The sequence below is a fragment of the Massilia aquatica genome (genome assembly GCF_011682045.1).
In the GTDB taxonomy this organism is placed as follows: domain Bacteria; phylum Pseudomonadota; class Gammaproteobacteria; order Burkholderiales; family Burkholderiaceae_D; genus Telluria_A; species Telluria_A aquatica.
In genome coordinates this window covers 1-22,448 of record NZ_VVIW01000045.1, presented here as the reverse complement: position 1 = coordinate 22,448, position 22,448 = coordinate 1, and the positions used below count along the sequence as shown (strand labels likewise).

The following is a 22,448-nucleotide window of genomic DNA, read 5'->3' as shown; positions in this document are numbered from 1 at the left end:
ATCATTCGAACCACTTCCAGCTTCAGGCTGGGATCGAATGTCTTCCGCTTTCTTGTTGCCATGTATTACTCCTCAGATGGTGGATTTTCCACCTATTGAGGTGTCCGAGCAAATTAGACCACAGCAGGCCGTGCGCAACAAGCGTCCCGCGCCTGGGCTGATTCATCACTCCGACCGTGGCAGCCAGTACTGCGCTCACGACTATCAAAAACTGGTGAAGCAATTCGGTATGCAGTCCTCCATGTCGCGCAGGGGGAATTGCTACGACAATGCGCCGATGGAAAGCTTCTGGGGCAGCTTGAAAAACGAGCTGGTTCACCATCAGCGCTATGCGACACGGGCCGACGCTAAAGCGGCCATTCAGGAATATATCGAAAGCTTCTATAACCGCCAGCGGCGCCACTCGCGCCTTGGCAATGTTCCGCCTGCATTGTTCGCTGAAAATTTCAGCAAACAGCGATAGGCGGCTTGAAACAAGAGTGTCCGCTATTGACAGTACACCTCATGATTCCGGTCTAGCCAGCGTTTCAGAAGTTCGGCATATCGGCCGAGTACGGAATCCGGCGCAATTGTTGATGGAACTAAGCACGGCACAGCATCATAAATTCTGATAGCGTCCGCTGGGAGTAATTCAAAGGCAGGAAGTGGGAATCGCACGAGTGGCACTTGATGATCGAGACACCAATCCACCGTTTGCATATTGTGCACGCGGCGCCAATAGCTGGGCTTGCCGGCATCGACATCAGCTTTTGTACATTCGATGCACGAGCGCGCCTCGACCTTTGGGCGAAAGGAGATGTTGGAGCTGGCGACGTGGGATGCAACTACGCTCTCTTCACGTTTGGTACCAACGTGAGCGGAAATAGCTCTCTGCATCGGCAGGAGGGTGTGACCAAAGGCGATTTCATGTGGCGTGCTGCCAAAATGCTCGGCCAAGATATGCAGCGTCGGAGTGAAATTTGGTAACCCATGCGCAAGCCGCAGTCCTGTCATCAAATTTGACTCTCCGGTGCAGCCATTTATCACGCAGAGACGGCCTATAACTCCAGCTAGAAGTTCATCCGCAAGTGGGCGCGCAGTGTGCATTGAGGTTCTGTCTCCTTCCTTTGAGTGCGAACTGCTAAGCGAACGCGCCAGATCCAGAAAGTGCAAGGAGATTGGATAAGATTGCCATGCCCGCCATCGTATCGAGAAGTGATGCGGGCCGTATTCCCCCTAGCGCTCCGACAGGATTGTTCAGCCAATTTCCGAGCCACGCGGCAGCGCCAAACTTTGCATCAGGGTTGTGACGATGGACCATCGTATCGACTTGACCGATAAGTGCCATGAGTCCGAGTATGCGTTCGGAAGCATCCGCGCTGCAGCGATATGCTCCTCCTTTTACACGAAGAGCCTTGCGTAATGACTGTACCGAAATGTTGAGGTCGGCGGCCAGCGCGACGAGTTCTGCCTGTTCTACGCCATCTCGAATGGCGCCGACACGTTCCAAAGGCTCGGTGAGATATGCGCGAACATACTTATCCATTACATCCTCCAACAAATCGAGCTGTACGGCACCAAGCATGGAATTTCTTCCGCACCTTTGCATGCATCATACGCGACCCGATCAGGAATGGAAGGCAGTCTCCCTACGCTAAATGACGCCGTTGATCTGCTACCGACGCACTTTGCGAATCAATGCAAACGCAATGGTCACAGAGGGAGTACTCCGACCAACTTTGCCGAGAACGTCGATGTCTGTAAAATCAAGGACTTGATCTCCGGACTTCCGACCAACTTTATTGTTTCAAGTCATTAGCTTGGTTGTGGACGAAGGATAAAGCCGGACACAAAGCAATCATGTTTGACACAAGAGGCCGAGGCGGACATGCTCGCAGGAACTTCCGCTTTCAGCCCAGGCTGTGTAAAACTGCGCAAACCGCGCGTTTTCATTGGTCGGTTTAGCATTGCATACCCTCCGAAAACGCCGTAGCGGTCGTTTGCCCGGCCGAGCCGCCGACGTTTTCGTTCCGCTCCGCGTTTTTACACAGCCTGGGCCAACAGCGGTCATTTGATTTGATGGAGATTATCTTCAAATGTGCAGCACTGGGGCAGCGTTTGCCCCGTGCTTCGGCAAGTCGACTCGAACCCTGAAAGCGATAACGAAAGCAGCGGACAGCATTACGACGCCAGCAATAATGAAAACACCTGTGACACCACCAAACCCAAACATCATGCCACCCAATGCAGCGCCGGCAGCGATTGAAGATTGCACCGCTGCGACGACCATGCCACCAGCTGTCTCTGCTTGATCAGGGACAGCACGGGCTACCCAATTGGACCAGGCGACAGGTACGCCGCCGAATGCCAAGCCCCACAGAGCCACCAGAAGCATCAGGCCTGTTTCCTGGACGGGCAATAAGATCATACCGAATGCCGCCAAACCCACTAACGCAGGCATGAGCACTAGTGTAGCGCGCAGGCTACGCTCCATTAGCCAACCTGCCAGCAGCGTTCCAACGAAATTGGCGACACCAAAACCCAGGAGTATCAGAGACAAACCGTTTACATCAATATGGGCAACGCTTTCAAGAGCGGGGCGAATATAGGTGAACAGTGCATATTGCCCTGTATGGGCAAGTACGCAGCCCATCATCCCGATCCCAATCCCCGGGCGACCGAGCAATCCCAGTACCGATGTGGTGCGCATCATCGTGCGCGGTGCCATACGGGGCAGCGTGAACAATTGGAACATCAGTGTCAGCCCTCCGACAGATGCGGCTGCTATGAATGCACTGCGCCAGCCATATAGCCCCCCTAAGTAGCTGCCTAGCGGTACTGAAACGACGGTCCCGACTGCAATGCCGCTGAATATGATGGATAGCGCTCGCGGCACTAACTTTGCTGGCACTAGTCGCATCGCCACGGCCGCCGCCATGCTCCAAAAGCCGCCTAAGGCGACACCCAGGAGAATGCGCATCACCAACAATACAGTCAGGCTCGAAGAGAACGCCACGAGCAGGTTGGAGACGATCATCAGCACCGTAAAAGCCAGCAAGACGACACGCTTGTCAACATTGCGGGTCAAACCTGGCACCAACAGCCCCGCGAACATGGCCACGACGGCGGTCACCGTCACTGCCTGACCAGCTAGTGCCTCCGATACGCCCAGATCGGAGGCCATCGGGGTCAACAAACTGGCTGGCAAGTACTCCGCGGTCAGTAAGCCAAAAACCCCCATTGCCAGGGAAAACACCGCCATCCACGCTGCTGTCGATGGCTCCAGGACAGACGAATCGTTCGCGTTGGCAGTTTGCTCGGTAGCAAAAACTTCGTTGTTCATCTCTAAGACCCCTAAAACTATCAGAGTCGAAAGTCTAGAGGCGATGGCCGAGATGATCTATGATGAAGAGTACTGATTTTTTGATCGAAACGCCTAACATGAGCAAGCAAAATCAACTTTCCCTATCATCTAGTCTCGTTAGTGAACTATTGACAGGCATGCGCCTGCGTGGAGTCCAGTACCGGCGCATTCAGACAGGTCCCACTTTCGGCATCGGCTTTGAAAACAAGCCAGGCCACGCATACTTCTACTTCTTGGCTGTTGGCACTGCCATGATACGTACGGATGATGGTGAGTTGCACAAGCTGTCCACGGGTAGCGCGACGTTCATGCCGCACGGTAGGAGACATCAGTTTCTATCGGATGCGGCTATTGCATTTCAGGACATCGAAAAATTCGACGCCGCGCCCCTTGGTGAATCCGTCAGCGGAGTAGATACATGTCCCAGTACGCACGTGACGCCCAGTGCAGTCATTTTTGTCGGCTGCATGGAATTTGATCTCGGAGCAATGCAGGGGATCGCCAAGCTGATGCCAACCATCATGGTCGCTGACACGCAAGCGCAAGGCTACCCTGGTTTGCCGCCTGTTCTTGATTCAATGAAGCGTGAAATCTGCGCGGGTCGGATTGGGTTTGCGGGCATTCTGGCTCGCCTGGCAGAGGTTGCGGCAGCAATGATTGTGCGGGGCTGGATTGAATGCGGTTGTGAAAACGCCTCTGGTCTCCTTGCCGCAGTGCGTGACCCGCGCCTTGCTGGTGCCATATTGGCCCTACACCGCCAGCCTGGTCGTCAATGGACAGTTGCACAGTTGGCTGCGGAGTGTCACGTCTCTCGCTCTGTCTTCGCACGACGCTTCGAAACAACCGTCGGAGTGTCGCCCCTACGCTATGCCACGGAATTGCGGATGAGTCTCGCCAGACAATTACTTACTCAAGAAAAAGTGTCCATTGATGTCGTAGCCCAACGCCTTGGCTATACATCTCAAGCTGCGTTCAGTCGTGCTTTTAAGCGCGTCATTGGCACGCCGCCGGGTGCGAGTAGGCAAGTGCTTTGAGGAGAACATCCTGGGGAAATATAGATATATTTGACGCGCCGCTTTTCAAACATAGCCACCGTGACCATTGAAGATGTCACCAAGAACGCGCTTGCACGGCCGCTTTGGGTTGCGGATTCAATCGAAACCGGCCTCTCACGACCGGACTTTGCGCAAGTAACCTCAGCGAACGCGCCGGAAGTACTCGCGCGTATGTATGTCGGGAGTTCCAGGAACACTGCTGCCGCCATATATCCAGACCAGATCCGGCGTTTCGAAATTGAATGTGGTGGCCTCATCTTCCTTGCCGAAGGACCGCGCTGCCGACCAAACGATCATGGCAGCGCTACAGAAAAGCACCTTGTAGGGCTTCTTCTCTTCAAAACCGGCAAACGGACGCAGCTTGCCCGAGACTGGAACTCGTGTATCCGGCATGACGACGTGTAACTCGCTGCCCGTAAACGTGAGTGTCATCTTGCCTAGCAGTGCATCCAGGAAGGCGTCCGTCTTTGCCTGGATATGTGCGTTCTCCCGTATATATGCCATCGACTTGCTGTTGTCCGATTTCCAGACTCCGGTCAGATCCCTGTCGCAAGCATGAGCTTGGCAAAGTGGGAGGATACTTAGAACTAAAGCAAGAAGGTATTTCATCAGAGGCAAAGTATGATTGATCGCAAAACGACGAATCCACATGAAAATCCGCGATGCAGCATTTCATGCGGTCGCTCGTAAATTTCCTAAAAAGGTAGGAGATGTTTTAATTTTACTGCTTCATGTTGCAAGAACGCCGACAAGGTTCGAATTGCAGTCAGCCTTGAGTCGACATCACGAGGCCGGTTGGATACTGGCGACGGCCGTCGCCCGCACGCGCCTTCGCTTAACGCTCCCCCCTGAGCGTATAAATCGGCTTCTCCGTTTCCCCCTTCTCCACCATCGCCAGCACGCGCTGCAGTTTCGTGCGCTCGCTATCCTCCTTCGCCGCTGCCACCAGCTTGCGCAAAATGGCGACATGCGCCGTTTGCAGCGCCTCCGCCGCGGGCGCAGCGATATCCGGTTTCACGCCGACGTGATCCCAGCTGGTCTTGGTGATGGGATTGGTCACGCGCCCGTGCGGGATCGCCACCACGATGCCGTTCCCGACGCCGTACCAGCCGACCGGATTGGCGCCGCCGCCGGTGGTTTCGCCGACCAGTGTCCCGCGTTTGAGGGTCTGGAAGGCATACGCGCACTCCTCCCCGGCGGAAAAGGTGCGGGCCGAGGTCAGCACGTACACGGGTTTGTCGTAGCGCTGGGCGATCGTCGACACGGTCCAGGACTGCCATGTCGTGTCGGTCCGGCGATCGTAGAAATCGTTCAGGTGCCGTACGTCGCCGCGCGGCAAAAAGTGACTCATCAGGTAAGCCACGCTGACCGGGTTGCCGCCGCCGTTGCGGCGCAGGTCGAGGATCAGCGCATCCGACCCCGCCATCAGCGACATCGCCGCCGTGTAAGCATGGGCGACAGATTCCGAGTCCTCGAAACCGCGCAGCTCGATGTAGCCGACGTTGCCCGGAAGCCGTTCGAGCTTCGGTATTTGAAAGGCCGCCCGCTCGACCTGCCCGCGCGCTGCGTCCACCTCGCTGCGCGCGGAGGCGTCGCCGTCGCTGCGCTTGCGCGCAGGTTCCTCCAGCTTGGCGCCGAAATGCAAGTCGCCGCTGAAGTCGCGCAGGTCCTGCGCCAGCGCCTCGCTGAAGGCCAGGGCACTGGTGGCGGACGCATAGCCTCCTTCGGCATTTTTCCTGGCGAGCGCACGGGCTACCCGTTCGGCGGCCGCCGGCTCGATGTACTTCGCTTTCATACTCTCAGCCAGTGTCTTGAGGACCACAGTGCGTTCGGACGCATTCAAGGGAGCATCCTGCGCCGCCAGGGTGGGAACCGACAACACGAACCCCAGCACCACGCCTGCGACAAACTTCTTCTTGTATGCCATACCTGTCTCCTGTTGGACTACTCACCGATTGATCGTATAAGAAGGCGCGTGGTGTGCCCTGGGAGCGCCATCGCATCGGCGCCCCCAGGGACTGCTCACGCCCTTGGGAAACTACCTTTGCAAGCAAGTCCCGCCCCTGCCAGCGCTGCGTCATTGCGTTTTCTTGTTGCGGTGTTGCAGTGCCTCGGCCAGCGCCGGCATGTAAGAGCGGCTGGCGCGCAGCACGCTGCCGTCGCGCAGGCGCAGCAGGGCGTCGCGGTTGGTCAGCGCGCACAGCTCGGCGATCATGTCCAGCCGCACGATGGACGAGCGGTGCACGCGGTGGAACTGGCGCGGATCGAGCTGCATGGCCAGGGTGTGCAGGCGTTCGCGCACCAGCCAGGTCTTGCCGTTCGCATGCAAGGTGGCGTAGTCGCCGTCGGCCTCGATGCGTTCGACCTCGGCAACCGGCACCAGCACCGTGCGCGATCCTGTCCGCACGCTGAAGCTGCGCACCGCCGCTGATGCCGGTGCTGCGGCACGGCCCTGGCCGCGGTAGGGAAAAGCCTGCCGGGCACGGTCAAGGGCTTCGTCGAAGCGTTCGTCATCGACCGGCTTGAGCAGGTAATCAAGGGCGGCCAGTTCGAACGCTTGCAGGGCGAAGCCGTCGTAGGCCGTGAGCAGGATCGCCATCGGCCGCTGCGCCGGCGCCAGTGCGGCCAGCACGTCGAGGCCGGACTTGCCCGGCATTTCAACATCCATGAACACCAGGTCCGGCTTGAGCGCCACAATACCGTCGTAAGCGCTGGCGCCGTCACCGAATTCGCCGACCAGCGTGAAGCCGTCGCGCCGCGCCAGCCTGGCCTTGACCGCCAGCCTGGCCAGCGGCTCGTCGTCGACGATCACGACCCGGATGTTCATGCCGCCGCCTCCATGCTGCGCAGCGGCATGGCGATGCGTACGTGGAAGCGGCCATCCGTATTCCAGCCTGCGTGCACCTCTTGATCCTCGCCGTACAGGTGGCGCAGGCGTTCCCTGACGTTGGCCAGGCCGATGCCGCCCTCCGCCTGCGCCCGCTGCTGGCCGTCGTTCCGCACGTCGATGAGCAGGCGCGCACCGGAGCGCTCGACAAGAATGTCGAGCCGCCCTGGAGCGGACAGCGGTGCGATGCCGTGGCGGATCGCATTCTCGGCCAGCGGCTGCAGCATGAGGTAGGGCACGATTGCCCCCAGCAGGTCGGGGCCGGCCTTCATCGTCAGGCGCAGGCGCTCGCCGAGACGCGCCTTTTCAATGGCGAGGTAGGCATCGAGCAGGGCCAATTCATCGGCAAGTGCATGCTCGTGGCGGCCGTCGTGTGCGAGGGTGGCGCGCAGGAAGTCGGACACGCACGCGAGCATGCGGTTGGCTTCACGGTTGCACTCGGCCGACACCAGCGCGGAAATCGCGTTCAGGGAGTTGAACAGAAAGTGCGGATTGACCTGCAGGCGCAGCGCGCGCAGCTCGGCGTCGCGCGCCGCGCTTTGCGCCTGGGCCAGATGCAAGCGCACCTGTTGCAGCGACAGGTAATAGGCCGCCACCGCATGGGCCGCGCAGAACGAAATCAGCGCCAGCCAGCAGCCGTCCAGGCCGCGCGTCAGATCGGCCCAGCGGTAGCCCGTTTCCAGCCCGAGCGAGATCGCAAGGCGCTGCCCCAGCACGGCGTTCAGGATGGACATTGCGTAGCTTGATGCCAGCAGCGTCAACGCCATCCGCAGCCAAGACCATTCGCGGCGCCACATGGCCCGCTGCAGCAGCGTCAGCGGAGGCAGCCACGCCAGGCAGCTGACGAAGAACAGCGTACGAAAGGCAACAATATCTCCGTGACCGAACGAGGGCAGGCCGAGGATGACCATGCAGGCGCACACCGGCAGTGCGGCGAGCACGGGAACGAGCAGGGGCGTTTCGATCTTCAAGTCGGGGTCCTGTTAGTCAATCGTTTCAGTCACCCATCGAATACAGCATCGAGCTGATCTTCCAGCCGTCTTCCGCGCGCACCATCTGCCAGCTCTCGCTGCCGCGATTGGTCACCTTGCCGTCATCCAGGAAGTCGAAATCGAACCAGACCGAGGCGACGGCGCCATTGGTATCGATGCGCACGTTGTAGAAGCGCTCCTCGACGGGCATTTTCGCATCCTGGATGAATTCGGCGAACTTCTTCCAGCTCGACGGAAAGACCTTGGGCGCCTGCGGATTGCGCGCCTTGACCTTCGCCCATTTCGCCTCGTCGGCAACCGACAACCAACTGTCGTGGTCCTGCAGGAACAGCTTGGCGAGCGTCTTGCCGTCACGGGCGATGATGGCGGCTTTGAATTGATCGACCACTTTTTGGATTGCCGCAACGTCGGCCGCACGGGCGCCGCCAGCAGCTTGATCGGTAGCGTGTGCCGGGCCGGCCAGACACAATGCGAGAAGGATGAGGGAAAGTAAATGGCGCATGGAAAGTTCCGAGGAAGGAAAGCTGTCACCTTAGCCGCTGGCCGGATGGCGGTCCAGCCAAATGCGCCGAGCCGTGCATGCCCTGCGACCAGCCGGTTCGGACTTGAGGCAATTGGCACCTAAAATCCTACCCCTGCAAACATCCTGACAAACGGTCTAACGCCGTCCGATACTGATCCCTCAGCAAGATGGTTTGCTCCGGATTGTCTCGAACGGAAATGAGGGCCAAGCCACTACCATGAGCGTGATCGATCAGTATATCCCGCCACAGAACGTGCTCTGGCGTAAGTGCGGCGAGCAGTGCGGATAAGCGATCGGTAATCAGCCGGACCACGCCAGAAAATGCTTTAGGTTCGGCAAATATCTCCAGAGTGAGCTGGGGATATCGGCTGACTGCATCGTGGTATCGCGTCAACAGCGCTTGCACTTCGGCGAGAGGATTTGTCGAAGCAGAACCGGCGTCCAGTACGTCGCTGTAAACCCGCTCCGCTAACGCCACCAACAGTTCGGCACGATCACTAAAATGATTATATAGACCCATCGGACTGACATTCAACTGCGTGGCGATCGACCGCATTGTTAAGGTTTTTCCACCACCTTGGCTTAATAATTGCAGCGCGGCGTTAACGATGTGATCCCGCGACACCCCTGTACCCTGCAGGGGCCGGCCGCGTGCCCGGGTCATCGGGATACCCGGTATGTCGATTGCACCAGTCCGGACGGAAAGCTGCGGCTGGACACCAGTTCCAGTCCTACGTCATGCTGTAACGCGCCAAACAACGATTTGCCAGTGCCGATCAACACCGGCACGGTTGTAATGACCATGTCCTCAATCAAACCGTCGCGCAGAAACGACTGCACGACTTGTCCACCGTCGACATATATCTTTTTCACGTTTTGAGCCGCCAGATCCGCGACGATTTCTAGAGGAGTCGCGCTCGTGAACCGAACCTTTCCTTGCAGCGATTGCGGTATCGGCGTATCCGCCAGCTGTTTTGACAGGACCAGAACTGGAAGATCGTAGGGCCAGGTATCAAAGGACAGTGTCTTTTCATAGGTGCCTCGACCCATCACAATCGTTTCCTTGTCTTCGATAAAGGCAGCATACCCGTGGTCTTCTGCTGTTCCACTACGCCCGATAAGCCAGTCAATCTCACCGTCGGCACGCGCAATAAATCCGTCGAGGCTTGTAGCAATGAAAACATGTCCGCTGGTCACGACGCTCTCCCGTTTAATATACGCCGTATATTTTACAGGTTTCTTAATACTCTGCAACTACCTGGACCGCGCGCCCGTTCGGGCACACCCACACCTTCCGCAGGTACCTTGAAATGTCCCATGACGCAATGCGTCCGGTAGACTACGACGACGCGCTCCGACTTCCCGGAACCGGTGCGCGCTGCGAATGTGATCTGCAATCAAAGATGTATGACCTACGTCGTCTGATGGGGCCAAAAAAATGCTGAGTAAAGACCTCCTGTACGCGCTGCAAACCCGCAGCAAGAGACTGATCCGCGAGTTGGAAAGTTTCACCACCAATATCAAGAGTGTTTCCGCCCAGGACGGCTGGGCACTCGTCATTGAAACCATGACCCTGGTCCGCGAACTGACGCCGACGCACGAAAAGTACAGCCATGTCCTCAAGGCGGTCAACCGGACGTGGATGGCGTTCGCCGAGCAGTCGGATACTGCCGCTGACCAGCTCTACCTTTACGTTACCGACTGGCTGGTGCAAACGGACTGGAGGCATGAGGGCGAAGCACAGGCCGCCTATCAGTTGCTATACGCGTTTCACGCCAACCATCTGCGTTGCCCGGGAACGAATGCGCACCTGCTTCATGGCTTGCGCCAGCAATCGCCAAGACTCCTTTCCCTGATCCGGAACCTTGTTCCCTACGCGACGCAGACCTTGTTCAAGGTGCCTGTACAAGATCACACGGGAGTGGGCGGGGATGCGATCGGCATGCTGCTTGACATGTATTTCTATCACGCTGGTCTCGTCGAGGGCGACGACTTGCGGGCAGATGCCGGCCACATGCTGCCGTTATTGGTGCGCGCCAATCCACAGATCGGCAATAACCTCACCCTGTGCCTGTTAAGCGGGCATCCGCAGCGCGCGAACCTCATCTGCGAGCTCATCGAACTGTACTTCGACCTCAGCGTAGAGGAACGCATGTCGGGTATGTTCCATAGCACGATGTGGGAACTGCTGGATAACGATGGCGCCAGTTTCGTCTACGAGGAGCTCGACAAGATCACGGCAAGGCTCGCCGTGTCTTGCGCGAGATGGACCAGCGAGCAGCTCGATACGTTTACCCGGGATGCATTTTTCTTCCGTTTGAGCAACGACGAAGACAGGCACTTGCTGCTGGAAAAATCGGCGAAAGTCAGGCGACTGGCGTGCATGATCATCGACAGCGGCCACTCCGGCACCCATATCGACGCCCTGCGGACGCTGTACAACGCACTTGGCGACGCCAGGCCGGTGGCGCCCCAGCTGGCGGCCGCGCCGCAATTCGAGGACCTGAATTTCAAGCTGCTTGTTATTCAGAAGCTCATGTATGACCAGGAGACACTGCTGCCGCGATTCGACGTTGAAGAGTTCGTCAGGAAATACACGGTCCGCGAAATCATGATCAAGGAGGAAGGCTATGACGTCATCCCCGAAGTGCAGCAGTATTTTGAAGCGCTTGTCATTCCTCCCCATCTCTTGGCGCAGGTTGAAGAACTGTCGTTCGACGCAAGCGATGAGATCTATTCCCAGGTGTTCCCCTACTGGGATGGCGAAGGCGACACCTTCGATGTTGCCTCCGTAAGAGATATCGGATTGCTGCCGAATCTGAAACGCATGTCGTACATGCCCGATGGATTTGTCGAGCGGCATGCAACGACCTTGGGCCAAAGGGGGATTGACGTTGACTGAGGGGGCGGCTCATGCATTCTCCCGGCAAATCTGGGCGATCTTGATTTTGTTGTTCAGGGAGTAACATCACCAGCTGTTGCGGAAAGCGACTTAAGCACGGTCATGAGCGCTTGATCGTCGAACTGTTGATCCAGCTTAAGCCCTTGCGGCAAGCGAGGAACTTAGCTTGGTAGGTGATTCTGGTTATGCTATTCTACCTATATCCGAAATCACCTCATCAGGAGGTCGCCATGACCACCATTGAATTTGAACCAATTTCAGCACCGATTCCCACTTTTGCAGGAGGTCTGAAAGAAGTGCGCGATCAATTGGGCAAGGTCAAGGGTGACCAGGTTGTCGCCTTCGTGTTGGACGGGGCCAGCGAAGACGAAGCCAAGGCCATCGAGCAAGTCATCAGCCGGATTATCCGCCTGACGCAGAACACCTTGACGACCCGCAGCAACGAAACCCTGTCCAGCCTGGTGGAGACCCTGCTACCCAAGGACATGCCATCTCCCGCGCTTCTCAAGGAAGCGCGGATGATGTTGCGGGCCAAGGAAGCGGTGTTAAATGGCGCTGACTGGCTCACCGCTGCCCAGGTGGCGTCGATTGCCGGCCTGAGCGAAAAAAATCCTAGTGCGCAGCTGCACAAGTGGAAGCGCGATGGCGCCATTTTTGCCATTCGCCGCAATGCGCTGGATTACTACCCAGGCTACGCCCTTGATGCGGCCAATGAATATCGGCCCCATCGCGCACTCAGGCAGGTGCTGGCACGGTTCGGGGACGCTAAGGACGGATGGGGCCTGGCATACTGGTTCCAGTCCGTGAACAGCTTCCTCGGCGGCCAACGGCCAATGGATGTGCTTGTGAAAAACCCCGATGCGGTCCTTGCCGCCGCGGCGGACGAGGCGATGGGCATAGCGCATGCCTGAGGCCAAGGGCAAGGCCGTGCCGGCGCCGGTCGCGCTGTTCGATCCGTCGACCTTTCAGCTTGATGCTGCGAACGTCACCAGAGCTTCCCTGGCCGTCAAGACGACCCTGCACAGAATTCATCAGGATACGTACGGAGCCGTCCAGTTCAATCCGGGGTTCGGCAATGCCCGCTTCAGTCCGATCAACGACGCCAAGGGCAACGCCATCCCAACCATTTATGCGGGTGCGACATTCGAGTGCGCAGCAATGGAATCGGTGTTCCATGACGTTCCTTACGCCGCTGGTCTCAAAGCCTATGACAAAGCCAAATTGGCAGGACAGGTCCACTCCATCGTCGAGACGACAGCGCTACTGGTGCTTGCCGATCTAGGTACCAAAGCGCTGCATAAGCTTGGCATTACGCGTCAATCCCTGATCGACACAGAAAAGGATCGGTACCCGTTCACCCGTACCGTGGCGCAAGCAATACACGCCCAATGCCCTGATCTGCAGGGTATTTGCTGGACCTCCCGGCAAGATGACCAGGCCACCGCTTACGTCCTCTTTAGCGACAGGATCGCCGTTCGGGCTCTACAGCATGTCGGCACATCGAAAAGCGTCGCTGGCGATGCGGCCACCTATGAGGCGCTGCTCGATCTGGCTGAAGTGATCGGGGTTGATATTGTTCCTGGGAAAAGTTCTTAGACACCGATTGGCGCTTTCCTGCAGGTCGCCTTGCAGCTCATGGGAATTTTTGACACATCATCGCGAAGTGACCGATTTGTCCCGCCTCGGGCCGTTTCCCTGCACACAACGGCAACATTGGCGTAAACCCGACAGAACCGCCCCCAAACTGCCGCCAGCCGTGTGTGGGTTTTGACAATACGCCAAATGTGCTCAATACTCGACTGTGTGGAAACGCTTCCATCAACGTCCTTGTTGTCGACAATGCCGGCTGGAAGTGCTTGTCCCCCCACGTCAACCCAACTATAACTTCGGAGACTTTCACCATGAAGATGAAGACGATCAACGTCTTGCTGGCATCAGCATTGACTGCCGGCGCCCTTGCCGGTTGTGGCGATAACACAGGCAGCAAGAGCATCGATGGCGGCAAAGCCCCCGTCATGCTGGCGCAGACAGCGACGCAGGGCGGTTCCAGCGCCAACGTCGCCGCAACCTGCACGCTCCAGGCTGAAGACTATGCCAACGCCTTTGACACCACTGCCGGCAATACCGGCAACCAGCACCGCACCGACAACGTCGATATCGAAGCGACCACCGACGCCGGCGGCGGCTATAACGTCGCCTGGACTGCCAACGGCGAATGGCTGGCGCACAACAACGTCACCTTCCCCACCAGCGGCGCGTACACCATTGCCTACCGTGTTGCCGCCCCTTCCGCCGGCGGCGTGATCTCGGCCGACCTGAATGGAGGCGCAATCCCGCTCGGCACCACCTCGGTTCCCGCAACCGGCGGCTGGCAGAACTGGACCACGGTGCAGCGCACGGTGAACGTCAATGCCGGAACGTACAACGTCGGCACCTTCATCAGCAGTGCGGGCTTCAACCTGAACTGGATCAGCATCGCCGGCGCGAGCTGCGGCGGCACGCCGCCGCCACCCGGCGGCTGGACGCTGGCCTGGGCCGACGAGTTCAACGGCAGCTCGCTGGACACCTCGAAGTGGAACATCGAAGTCAACGGCGATGGCGGCGGCAACAACGAGTTGCAGTACTACACCGCGCGTCCGGAGAACATCCGTGTCACCGGCGGCGAACTGGTCATCGAGGCGCGCAAGGAAGCCTATGCGGGCAAGCAGTACACCTCGGGCCGCATTACCACCCAGAACAAGGCCAGCTGGCAGTATGGCCGCATGGAAGCGCGCATGAAAATCCCGACCGGCAAAGGCACGTGGCCGGCTTTCTGGATGCTGGGTAATTCCATCACCAGTGCCGGCTGGCCCGCAAGCGGTGAAATCGACATCATGGAGCACGTCAATTCCGAAGCGGTCACCCATGGCACCATCCACTGGAGGGATAACAACAATGCGTATGCCAACTATGGCGGTCCATCGGGCAACCTGGACTTTGCGCAGTACCACGTGTATGCCGTGGAGTGGGATGCCTCGGTGATCCGCTGGTATGTGGACGGTAACAAGTTCCACGAAGTCAATATCGCCGGCGGCATCAACGGCACGTCGGAATTCCATGCGCCGTACTTCCTCCTGTTCAACCTGGCCGTCGGCGGCAACTGGCCTGGCAGCCCGGATGGATCGACCGCATTCCCGAACCGGATGCAGGTTGACTACGTTCGCGTCTATCGCAGGTAATCCTGGGCTGGGGAGAAAGCACTTTCTCTCCAGCTGTTCACGCTCACGGCGCCGCAACAAGCGGCCGTCATTTCTTCCTGATATTCTGCAAGGCGGCGACAATGTCGTCGCCCCTTCGCAACGCACCAGCCACCAGCGACACTCCTGTGTTACTGGTAATCAGTCGTTCTTATGAATAAAAACCTGAAAAACTTAATCTCAAATTACCAAGCCAGTGTGCGGGCCGCAGTGGAGATCATGCAGAGGTCGGGAATACCGCTACCGGCAACTTCCAGCGATTGGATTAATACAGACATTCCAGGCCGGGGCGAGCTGGAAGGCGGTATCGCCTACTTCAAACATGGCTTTGGATGTCACGTGAATCTGCCAACCGGTTCGATTGATTTTGACTTTGGGGAAAGAGGGGAAACAGATGGATTTGACCTCTGGAGACTCGTCAAATTTGCCGGGCCCGCGTTGGCGACCTATGGATTCGCGACCAATGAAGAGGTTAAAAAATGCTTCGAGGCGGAAGTGAACTCAGGCTCCCTGGTCTCATCCGGTTACATTCTTTACTATGTGGCGGGCGCGCAGCGCTCGCTGGCTGATGCCCGATGCGGCACTCCCATTGAACCTCGATAAAACCAGCAATAACGACCCCTTGAATCAGGAAAACATGCATCCATACACGATTGACGATCCATTCGAGCCGCCACTCACGACGTCGGTGGAAGTGACTATCGCTTTTCCGAGCGGACCACGCTGGCTGTTTTTCGCAACGCCCCAGCTTCTCAATGATGTCGGGGATATCGTTGTGGGTAGTTCCGCGCGAGTCCATTTAGGAGCGCTGCACATGATCGTCGTCAGCGAACTGAGTTCGGCCATCATTGACGCGGTCCTGCGGGATTTGTACAAGAGCGGCGAGCTTGAAGAGCGAACATTGCCGCTGTAATCCAGGCTTGGAAGCCTGACAGCCTGGCCAATTGCATAATCAGGCCGCACAATAAAATCATTGCCAGGAACGCGGTTTGCGGTGACGATCAAGGTCATTTCCAGGGAGTCGCGACGATGAGCGACTATTTGCATGACGGCCTGGCTGGCGGCACCACCAACAGCGACAATATGCCCGAAGCGCCAATCAACGATTACGATCGTGTGCTCTGGCAAAACAATAATGACGATCGCGACAACCAGCGGCGCATCAGGGCAGAGAACGATCGCACTTCCCCTGCCAGCGCCAACCCGATGACGGCGGCTAAATGGGCCATTATCGAGAAAGACGCGCCCCACCTCACGGAGCGCAGGCTGCGCAACGATGCCATAGAGCGCGGTTTCAAGAAAGCCTGCGCGATTGTGTACGTGCTGATGTTCGCGGCTATCCTGGCGATGTACCTGAGCGAGTCGGGCACGCGTTCGAGCGCAATGGACCTCGTGGGCAACCTGCTGGTGGTTGCTTTCATCGCGTTGCTGGGAACGGGCGTGGTGGGGATATTACTCAAGCCGCTTTTGCGACGTTGGCCAGCAAGATAGGTCGGGATTGTTCTGCCGCCGCTTTTCCTGGCTGGCGATCTCAGCGCGCCCATATCCCCGACGCTCCCTGGCATACTCGCCCGCCGCTGGACATGATACATTGCCGGTATGCAAAAAATTCGCCACAGTGTGCCAGTACAAATAATGGGGATGGACGCATGACTTATTGCCTCGGCTGGCGTACCAGGCATGGCGTCGCGATCATCGCAGACAGCCTGCTCAGCGCAGCGCAACCGGACCTGTACCAACATCCGGAAATAACTCACACGACGTTCGGCGAGCTACAGGGAAAAACAAAAAGCAAACGTTTTTCCTACGTTGCGGAAGAAGGGCTCAAACTGCGCGTCGGCTCGGATTTTATCGTCGGATTTGCCGGCGACGTCGGGCTGGGACGCAGGCTGATGGATCAGTTTCAAATCGAGTATGCTGCGGGAAAATCGTTGCGCGACGCCGCGACAGCCGCCCTCAAAAAAATAGCGGCCAGCCAAAGCGATACCACGGTTTTGATTGGCGGATATGAGGGTAAGAAGCCCGTATTGCTGCGCATCGACACCGCTCCACGCGGCGTATCTTACGTCGATAAACTGGTCCAGATTGGCAGCGTGCCTGCGGCCCAGATGGGTTGGACGGCACACATGGCGGAAAAACTGGCTGGAATGCCGTTTAATAATGCCAGCGATGGCGGTAACGCAGAACGTCTTTTCACACCAATGATTGCACTCGTACAGAGCTACGGCGTGCACGACAATCTGGTCGAGCAAGGTATCGGCGGCGCTTTTCTTGGCGCATGGGTGACGCCGGATGGGGCGCAATGGCAGCGTGACGCCTTGTATGCGGTGCACCGGGCCGACGTGAAGGCGGCAGAAGCAATCATGTGCGGGGTAAGCGTGCGTCCTCGCTTCGCCTGCCTGATCAGCAATCAGACGGATGTCGTCAAGATCATCACGGTCGGCAAGGACGACCCCGGCACAAGCGTGACGGCTGAGGCTGACGAGGTCACTGCCCAATTCGACAGCGCCCTCTTCGACTATGTCATTTCGATCAACTCGGAAAAGCACATCGTGACCGTGATCGAAATGAAGCGATCGCGCCATCACAGGCTGCTGTCGCTTCGTCCGGGCGATACCGGGACCATCGGCATCACCTGGACTGAACAACTGATCGCCATGGCCAATACCGTCGCCGGGGTTCCCAGTCCGGATGGCCAGGAGCTCACGCTGTACGTCATCCCGTTTCTCGGGATTTCTCCTGGCGAGCAAGCACATCGCGACCGCTTTGCCCATGACGAAGAATTGGCGCGCAAGGCGAAAGCGCCACTGTCTCACCGGGTTTCACCGGCCGCCCCGGAAAATGATCCGCCTTAAGGGAAGATACGTGCATGACAACTGGTCCATCAAGCTCGATGCGGATGGCCTGATTCTTCAACGCTGCAGCACTTATGTCATCTGACATTACATGCGCCCTGCCGGTCTGGCACAGTGCGCACATCACCGTCGGCCGCAGCTGGCGCGCCACATTCAAAGGAAATAATGAGCGACCTGAAAAAGCAATACGATCTGTGGGATGAGTTCCTCGCGGTCTGGCCGGAGTCCCGTCTCGCCACGATGACGCTCGATGAATACACCAAAGCCGGCTCGAAAGACACATTCACGTATTGGATGGAAGCGCGGCTGGACAAGATGGGAAGCATCTGGGGCGGCTCATCCTTCAAATTCGGCATCTACTCGCGCAAGGTTACAGACGAAAAACCCAGTGACGCGACATTGCGCTATTCCGCCGAACACGCCTGGTATACGGCGCTCGGCGACACTGCGGAACAGGCGTTTTTACAAGTACGGCAAGGGATTGTGCGGATCGCCCGCCTGGCTGCCGAGGGCGATCGGGAGGCGATCGGCGCACTGGATATCTTTGGCAGCGTCTACCGATGGAAAATAGCCTTTCACTATCAAAACCGGCAAGCGCCCAAGTTCGTGAATATTTTCACCCGCGCCCCGCTCAGGGCACTGGTGGGAGACAGCGCTTCGCTCAACGCCGACATGGCATCCCTGCAGCGCATGGTTATCGCCAACAAGCCTCCCGAATCCGGCATCCTCGAATATGGGCAGGAGATGTGGGAAACATGGAGCCGCCAGAATCTCGTGGTGTGGAAGCTGTCGCACGGCGATGGGAGCTTTACCAAGGAAGAACAGAAGCAATACCGGGAAAGCGCCCTGGCGGTGATGCATGGGGAAACGGGAAAAAGCCAGGGAAAGAAATTCGTCGAGGTCCCCAATGGCACCCTGTTTTACCTGTGTAATAGCAATAGCCCGCAACTCGTCGGCCAGTTTACCTCGCCGGCATTGCCTTGTTCCAAGGGCCCAGGCTGGCTGCAGCGCAGCTTTCGCGTGTTGAAACTGGCCCAGCGCACCGATCCCTACACGGAGAGTAACAAGGGCTGGTCGCCCCGCTACAACTCGACGTTTTCGCATGTGGGCCGCCCTGACCTGGCCCTGTTCAATCAAACCCTGCTCCAGCCTTACTTCGGAATCAGCCTGGCGGAACTGGCAGCGCTGGCAGGCGAGCCTCTTGAAACGGTGGAGGCGAATCCGAAGCCGGTCGATGACATCGACATCGAGGATGAAGCGGACGACGACGAACAGAAGCAAGCGGAAGAAGAACCGGACCCGTCATCCGTGCCCGCCTCGGGCCGGCGTACTTTCAATCGCATCTACTACGGCCCGCCGGGCACAGGCAAAACCTACCAGCTCGACCAATTGCTCAAGCAGGATTACCAGAGCGCGAATCCGGCCGATGCGGATGCGGCTGCGGGTCCCGCAAAGCGATACCGCTTCGTCACTTTTCATCAATCCTACGGCTATGAAGAATTTGTCGAGGGTTTGCGGCCAGTGCTCGACGCCCAAAGCGCGGGGCAGATTCGCTACGAGATCCGCGCTGGCGTGTTCAAGGAACTGTGCGCCGAGGCGCGCCGCTTTCCGGGGCAGCATTTCGCCATGGTTATCGATGAAATCAATCGAGGAAACGTCAGCAAGATTTTTGGCGAACTGATCACGCTCATCGAACTCGATAAACGCGAAGGCGCGGCGCATGCCATCAGCCTCACGCTGCCTTACTCGGGAGAGGCGTTTTCGATCCCGCCCAACGTGGATATTATCGGCACCATGAATACGGCCGACCGATCGCTGGCTTTGGTCGATACGGCCTTACGCCGGCGTTTCGATTTCGTGGCGCGCATGCCCGACAGCCGCGACGATGAGAAGAACGCCCCGCTGAACGGCTTGCGTGTCACGCTCGATACCAGGTCGATCGATATTCCAGCCCTGCTCACGCGCATGAACCAGCGGATCGAATCGCTGTACGATCGCGACCATACAATCGGGCATGCCTACCTGACCGCGCTGCGTGGCGCGCCGGACGGCATGCGGCGGCTCGAGCTGCTCGAGGAGATCTTCCGCAACAAGATCATTCCTCTCCTCGAAGAGTATTTTTTCGAAGACTGGCAAAAGATCCGCTTGGTCCTGGGCGATAACCAGAAAGCCAGCGGGCAGGATCAAAGCACCTGCTTCATCATTGCCGAAGACGACCCGGAAACTGAACTCGTCAATCTGTTTGGCGCCAATCATGGCCTGGAGTCGTTTAACACCAGGAAGCGCTTTTCACTGAATGAGCAGGCGTTTTTAAACCCCGATGCTTATATTGGCATTTATGCGCCCGCAAAGTAGCCGGCCGGGCGGCGCCAGCGGCGCTCAGCTGGAAGTGTTCGAATACGATGTGCTGTTCGCGCAAGGCAGCGGAGGCGCCGGCCCCAGCGTGCCTGCGGAGGTATTCGCATGGCTGGAAAGTGCCTGCCTGCGCACCGCCGAACAGGATGAAACGCCCTGGCTCAAACTGATTCAGCGCGGCGGCCGCAGGGCGGTCCAGGTGATGAACTATGTCGGCGTCATGCGCAGTCCGGGCGGCTATCAGATCGAAGTGCTGCCGAAGACGGGACGGGCCAATGAGGGCGGCGCCGCCGGGGCGCGCCAGCTGCTCATCGACATGCTGTGCTGCCTGAACGGCTTCCGGCATATCCAGACCGGGCGCGCGAAACTGGCTGCCGCCAGGATGCCGCTGCTGGAAGTCTTCATGGCGGAATTTCTGCTGTCGGTGGAGCAGATCGTCAAGCGCGGCTTGCGCAGCGACTATTCGACCAGGCAGGATAATCTGCAAGCCCTGCGCGGAAAAATCCTGATCAGCCAGCAGTTGCGCCACAACCTGACCCGCGCTGACAGATTCTTCACTGAGCACGACGAGTTTTCCAGCAACCGTCCCGAGAATCGGCTGCTGCATACGGCCTTGCGCAAGATCCTGCCCTTGCTGGTGTCGCAGGAAAACCAGCGCCTGGCGCGCGAACTGAGCTTCATCTTTGCCGAGGTCCCTCAAAGCACGCAGATCCAGCTCGATTTTCGCCGCGTGCGTCTGACCAGGGGCATGAGCAATTACGCCGATGCGCTGGCCTGGGCCGAATTGATCCTCAACGAGCTGTCGCCGGTTTCGGGCAGCGGCAGTCATCGCGCGCCCTCGCTGCTGTTCCCGATGGAGCGACTGTTTGAAGCGTTTGTCGCCAAACACCTGTCGCGCCAGCTGCGCAAGCCGAATTTCCTCAAGACGCAGGCGCGCTCGCATCACCTGGTACGGCATGGCGCGCAAGACTGGTTTCGCCTCAAGCCCGACCTGTTGGTGCGCGAATCCATGACCGATTTGCTGGTATTGGATACCAAGTGGAAGCTGCTGGACCGCAACAAGACCGGCGCAACGCACAAGTATGGCCTGGCCCAGGTGGATTTTTATCAACTGCTGGCATATGGACAGTCCTACCTTGACAGCAAGGGGGATGTGATCCTCATCTACCCGCTCACCGATCTCTTCGACACAGGACTGCCTGTTTTCAGCTTTCCCAAAACCGAGGGCCTGCGGCTCTGGGTGCTGCCGTTCTGCTTGCAAAGCAGGACACTTGCCGTCCCTGCGGATGCGCCGTTCGCTGCGCATTTTGAACCGCATATAAGTGCTCGGCCGGCTGACCATCCCGGCGCCAGCCTGGAAGTAATGCAACAGTACGATTAAATGCAAACGTTATGAATATCTTCGACTTCATCACCACCAACTTGTTCCTCAGTAATCTGTTTCCGCAAGGCCTGGAAGGAGATGTGCTGCTGGGGCAGTTGAGTTTTTCGGTAAAAGGGCAAATGGCCTTGAATATTCATACCCAGCAAAAACCTGCCATCGAGACTGCCAAGTGGGGCACATGGGGAGAAGATTACAATGTCATTGTTCTCCAGTTGTCAGGCCATGGCGGGCGCTATCTACACATGGAAAACTGGTGGCATGCCGATTTTGCCCCGGTAAACCGGATCGAGGAAAACGGTATCGCGATGTTGACCCAGCGCGGGGACAACTGGTCCATCAAAATGGATCTGGATGACCTCATTCTGCAACGCTGCAGCACCTATCTCATATAACCTTGCACGGGCCGAATCCGCGAATCCGCGAATCCGCATGAGCTACCTCATTCACATCTGGGAAAGCCCGGTCGCTGAAGTAGACCCGGCATCCGGTCTCGCTCGAGTTCGAGACGGCGGTTTTTTGCGACGGGCCCCATGTATTCCGGGCCTGGGACTCGGACACCGCCGCCAGTGCCATGCTGCATCTGAAGCGCTTCATCCTCAACGTCGTCCTGCCGTTCCTGGACTACCGCGCAAGCCTGGAAGACATCGACCGCCTCCTGAACGACCCTTTGCGCGATCTGGGTCCGGCCATCCGGAAAACTGGCGCTCGCGCCGCAATGCGGAGCGGTAAGGACGGCGTTCAATAGCGGGATCGCAGTTATCAGCGCTTGACTTCGAGCGCACTCCAAGCCCTAGGAGTCTGCGCGGCAGAAACTGATGCAATCCGAATGGTGACGAGGTAAACTTGTCAAATGACGACGAGCTACCTTCCATACGATCAGCATCAGCAAATGCTGCTTCCCCATGCTTTGCAAGAC

The 22,448-nt window shown here is 58.0% G+C and carries 24 protein-coding genes; 14 read left to right on the top strand and 10 right to left on the bottom strand.

Annotated features, from left to right (window positions below; translation table 11 throughout):
• The coding region (locus tag F1609_RS33175) for an integrase core domain-containing protein (protein WP_229422192.1) at window positions 1-463 on the top strand (463 nt) is incomplete at its 5' end.
• A 23-nt stretch (window positions 464-486) separates the two neighbouring features.
• On the opposite strand, the gene F1609_RS35490 is transcribed toward F1609_RS33175, so the two are convergent.
• The 3 genes from F1609_RS35490 to F1609_RS33160 all read right to left on the bottom strand — a co-directional run bounded on the left by F1609_RS35490 (window position 487) and on the right by F1609_RS33160 (window position 3,322).
• Window positions 487-1,086, bottom strand: a complete 600-nt coding sequence (locus tag F1609_RS35490) for a TniQ family protein (protein ID WP_167082076.1) — start codon at window positions 1,084-1,086, stop codon at window positions 487-489.
• A 34-nt stretch (window positions 1,087-1,120) separates the two neighbouring features.
• A complete protein-coding gene (locus tag F1609_RS33165) occupies window positions 1,121-1,564 on the bottom strand; it encodes an antitoxin Xre/MbcA/ParS toxin-binding domain-containing protein (RefSeq protein WP_167082074.1) in 444 nt (147 codons plus the stop codon).
• Between the two features lie 507 nt (window positions 1,565-2,071).
• Entirely contained in the window at window positions 2,072-3,322 is a 1,251-nt protein-coding gene (locus F1609_RS33160; protein ID WP_167082072.1) for an MFS transporter, read from the bottom strand.
• Between the two features lie 59 nt (window positions 3,323-3,381).
• Here F1609_RS33160 and F1609_RS33155 point away from each other — a divergent pair, with 59 nt between their 5' ends.
• Window positions 3,382-4,377, top strand: a complete 996-nt coding sequence (locus tag F1609_RS33155; RefSeq protein WP_167082070.1) for an AraC family transcriptional regulator — start codon at window positions 3,382-3,384, stop codon at window positions 4,375-4,377.
• Between the two features lie 162 nt (window positions 4,378-4,539).
• Here F1609_RS33155 and F1609_RS33150 read toward each other — a convergent pair whose 3' ends face one another.
• The 7 genes from F1609_RS33150 to F1609_RS33120 all read right to left on the bottom strand — a co-directional run bounded on the left by F1609_RS33150 (window position 4,540) and on the right by F1609_RS33120 (window position 9,997).
• The gene (locus tag F1609_RS33150; protein WP_167082068.1) at window positions 4,540-5,049 is read right to left on the bottom strand and encodes a hypothetical protein; all 510 of its coding nucleotides are present in this window, start codon (window positions 5,047-5,049) and stop codon (window positions 4,540-4,542) included.
• A gap of 184 nt (window positions 5,050-5,233) precedes the next feature.
• Entirely contained in the window at window positions 5,234-6,325 is a 1,092-nt protein-coding gene (locus tag F1609_RS33145) for a S41 family peptidase (RefSeq protein WP_167082066.1), read from the bottom strand.
• A gap of 150 nt (window positions 6,326-6,475) precedes the next feature.
• Complete coding sequence (locus tag F1609_RS33140) at window positions 6,476-7,225, bottom strand: LytR/AlgR family response regulator transcription factor (RefSeq protein ID WP_167082064.1); 750 nt, start codon at window positions 7,223-7,225, stop codon at window positions 6,476-6,478.
• A complete protein-coding gene (locus tag F1609_RS33135) occupies window positions 7,222-8,256 on the bottom strand; it encodes a sensor histidine kinase (protein ID WP_229422190.1) in 1,035 nt (344 codons plus the stop codon). Before F1609_RS33135 ends, F1609_RS33140 begins: the two co-directional genes overlap by 4 nt.
• Window positions 8,257-8,281: 25 nt before the next feature.
• Complete coding sequence (locus F1609_RS33130) at window positions 8,282-8,779, bottom strand: nuclear transport factor 2 family protein (protein ID WP_167082062.1); 498 nt, start codon at window positions 8,777-8,779, stop codon at window positions 8,282-8,284.
• A gap of 127 nt (window positions 8,780-8,906) precedes the next feature.
• The gene (locus F1609_RS33125) at window positions 8,907-9,464 is read right to left on the bottom strand and encodes a TetR/AcrR family transcriptional regulator (RefSeq protein WP_167082060.1); all 558 of its coding nucleotides are present in this window, start codon (window positions 9,462-9,464) and stop codon (window positions 8,907-8,909) included.
• On the bottom strand, window positions 9,461-9,997 hold the full coding sequence (locus F1609_RS33120; protein ID WP_167082058.1) for a dihydrofolate reductase family protein: 537 nt from the start codon (window positions 9,995-9,997) through the stop codon (window positions 9,461-9,463). The genes F1609_RS33125 and F1609_RS33120 overlap by 4 nt, the downstream gene beginning before the upstream one ends.
• 241 nt (window positions 9,998-10,238) lie before the next feature.
• Here F1609_RS33120 and F1609_RS33115 point away from each other — a divergent pair, with 241 nt between their 5' ends.
• The 12 genes from F1609_RS33115 (at window position 10,239) to F1609_RS33060 (ending at window position 22,277) form a co-directional block, all read left to right on the top strand.
• Window positions 10,239-11,702, top strand: a complete 1,464-nt coding sequence (locus F1609_RS33115; protein ID WP_167082056.1) for a DUF6892 domain-containing protein — start codon at window positions 10,239-10,241, stop codon at window positions 11,700-11,702.
• 230 nt (window positions 11,703-11,932) lie between these two features.
• A complete protein-coding gene (locus tag F1609_RS33110) occupies window positions 11,933-12,613 on the top strand; it encodes a hypothetical protein (protein ID WP_167082054.1) in 681 nt (226 codons plus the stop codon).
• The gene (locus F1609_RS33105) at window positions 12,606-13,298 is read left to right on the top strand and encodes an RES family NAD+ phosphorylase (protein WP_167082052.1); all 693 of its coding nucleotides are present in this window, start codon (window positions 12,606-12,608) and stop codon (window positions 13,296-13,298) included. The genes F1609_RS33110 and F1609_RS33105 overlap by 8 nt, the downstream gene beginning before the upstream one ends.
• A 305-nt stretch (window positions 13,299-13,603) precedes the next feature.
• Entirely contained in the window at window positions 13,604-14,920 is a 1,317-nt protein-coding gene (locus F1609_RS33100) for a carbohydrate-binding protein (protein WP_196785520.1), read from the top strand.
• Between the two features lie 171 nt (window positions 14,921-15,091).
• A complete protein-coding gene (locus F1609_RS33095; RefSeq protein ID WP_167082050.1) occupies window positions 15,092-15,541 on the top strand; it encodes a DUF6896 domain-containing protein in 450 nt (149 codons plus the stop codon).
• Window positions 15,528-15,851, top strand: coding sequence for a hypothetical protein (locus F1609_RS33090; protein WP_167082048.1), 324 nt, complete (start codon window positions 15,528-15,530; stop codon window positions 15,849-15,851). The genes F1609_RS33095 and F1609_RS33090 overlap by 14 nt, the downstream gene beginning before the upstream one ends.
• A 116-nt stretch (window positions 15,852-15,967) precedes the next feature.
• Window positions 15,968-16,429, top strand: coding sequence for a bile acid:sodium symporter (locus F1609_RS33085; protein ID WP_167082047.1), 462 nt, complete (start codon window positions 15,968-15,970; stop codon window positions 16,427-16,429).
• A gap of 158 nt (window positions 16,430-16,587) precedes the next feature.
• On the top strand, window positions 16,588-17,793 hold the full coding sequence (locus tag F1609_RS33080; protein WP_167082045.1) for a hypothetical protein: 1,206 nt from the start codon (window positions 16,588-16,590) through the stop codon (window positions 17,791-17,793).
• A 165-nt stretch (window positions 17,794-17,958) separates the two neighbouring features.
• Complete coding sequence (locus F1609_RS33075; protein WP_167082042.1) at window positions 17,959-20,148, top strand: McrB family protein; 2,190 nt, start codon at window positions 17,959-17,961, stop codon at window positions 20,146-20,148.
• On the top strand, window positions 20,132-21,529 hold the full coding sequence (locus F1609_RS33070; RefSeq protein ID WP_167082041.1) for an McrC family protein: 1,398 nt from the start codon (window positions 20,132-20,134) through the stop codon (window positions 21,527-21,529). Before F1609_RS33075 ends, F1609_RS33070 begins: the two co-directional genes overlap by 17 nt.
• 11 nt (window positions 21,530-21,540) lie before the next feature.
• On the top strand, window positions 21,541-21,924 hold the full coding sequence (locus F1609_RS33065; RefSeq protein WP_167082039.1) for a hypothetical protein: 384 nt from the start codon (window positions 21,541-21,543) through the stop codon (window positions 21,922-21,924).
• Between the two features lie 179 nt (window positions 21,925-22,103).
• Window positions 22,104-22,277, top strand: a complete 174-nt coding sequence (locus F1609_RS33060) for a hypothetical protein (protein ID WP_167082037.1) — start codon at window positions 22,104-22,106, stop codon at window positions 22,275-22,277.
• Window positions 22,278-22,448 lie beyond the last annotated feature (171 nt).

Coding starts and splice junctions, on each gene's coding strand:
- F1609_RS33165 (WP_167082074.1), bottom strand. CDS start 1,564: ATGCTTGGTGCCGTACAGCTCGATTTGTTGGAGGATGTAATGGATAAG.
- F1609_RS33080 (WP_167082045.1), top strand. CDS start 16,588: ATGACTTATTGCCTCGGCTGGCGTACCAGGCATGGCGTCGCGATCATC.
- F1609_RS33160 (WP_167082072.1), bottom strand. CDS start 3,322: ATGAACAACGAAGTTTTTGCTACCGAGCAAACTGCCAACGCGAACGAT.
- F1609_RS33130 (WP_167082062.1), bottom strand. CDS start 8,779: ATGCGCCATTTACTTTCCCTCATCCTTCTCGCATTGTGTCTGGCCGGC.
- F1609_RS33150 (WP_167082068.1), bottom strand. CDS start 5,049: ATGTGGATTCGTCGTTTTGCGATCAATCATACTTTGCCTCTGATGAAA.
- F1609_RS33075 (WP_167082042.1), top strand. CDS start 17,959: ATGAGCGACCTGAAAAAGCAATACGATCTGTGGGATGAGTTCCTCGCG.
- F1609_RS35490 (WP_167082076.1), bottom strand. CDS start 1,086: ATGCACACTGCGCGCCCACTTGCGGATGAACTTCTAGCTGGAGTTATA.
- F1609_RS33085 (WP_167082047.1), top strand. CDS start 15,968: ATGAGCGACTATTTGCATGACGGCCTGGCTGGCGGCACCACCAACAGC.
- F1609_RS33115 (WP_167082056.1), top strand. CDS start 10,239: ATGCTGAGTAAAGACCTCCTGTACGCGCTGCAAACCCGCAGCAAGAGA.
- F1609_RS33125 (WP_167082060.1), bottom strand. CDS start 9,464: ATGACCCGGGCACGCGGCCGGCCCCTGCAGGGTACAGGGGTGTCGCGG.
- F1609_RS33105 (WP_167082052.1), top strand. CDS start 12,606: ATGCCTGAGGCCAAGGGCAAGGCCGTGCCGGCGCCGGTCGCGCTGTTC.
- F1609_RS33070 (WP_167082041.1), top strand. CDS start 20,132: ATGCGCCCGCAAAGTAGCCGGCCGGGCGGCGCCAGCGGCGCTCAGCTG.
- F1609_RS33100 (WP_196785520.1), top strand. CDS start 13,604: ATGAAGATGAAGACGATCAACGTCTTGCTGGCATCAGCATTGACTGCC.
- F1609_RS33110 (WP_167082054.1), top strand. CDS start 11,933: ATGACCACCATTGAATTTGAACCAATTTCAGCACCGATTCCCACTTTT.
- F1609_RS33095 (WP_167082050.1), top strand. CDS start 15,092: ATGAATAAAAACCTGAAAAACTTAATCTCAAATTACCAAGCCAGTGTG.
- F1609_RS33060 (WP_167082037.1), top strand. CDS start 22,104: ATGCTGCATCTGAAGCGCTTCATCCTCAACGTCGTCCTGCCGTTCCTG.
- F1609_RS33140 (WP_167082064.1), bottom strand. CDS start 7,225: ATGAACATCCGGGTCGTGATCGTCGACGACGAGCCGCTGGCCAGGCTG.
- F1609_RS33155 (WP_167082070.1), top strand. CDS start 3,382: ATGATGAAGAGTACTGATTTTTTGATCGAAACGCCTAACATGAGCAAG.
- F1609_RS33145 (WP_167082066.1), bottom strand. CDS start 6,325: ATGGCATACAAGAAGAAGTTTGTCGCAGGCGTGGTGCTGGGGTTCGTG.
- F1609_RS33065 (WP_167082039.1), top strand. CDS start 21,541: ATGAATATCTTCGACTTCATCACCACCAACTTGTTCCTCAGTAATCTG.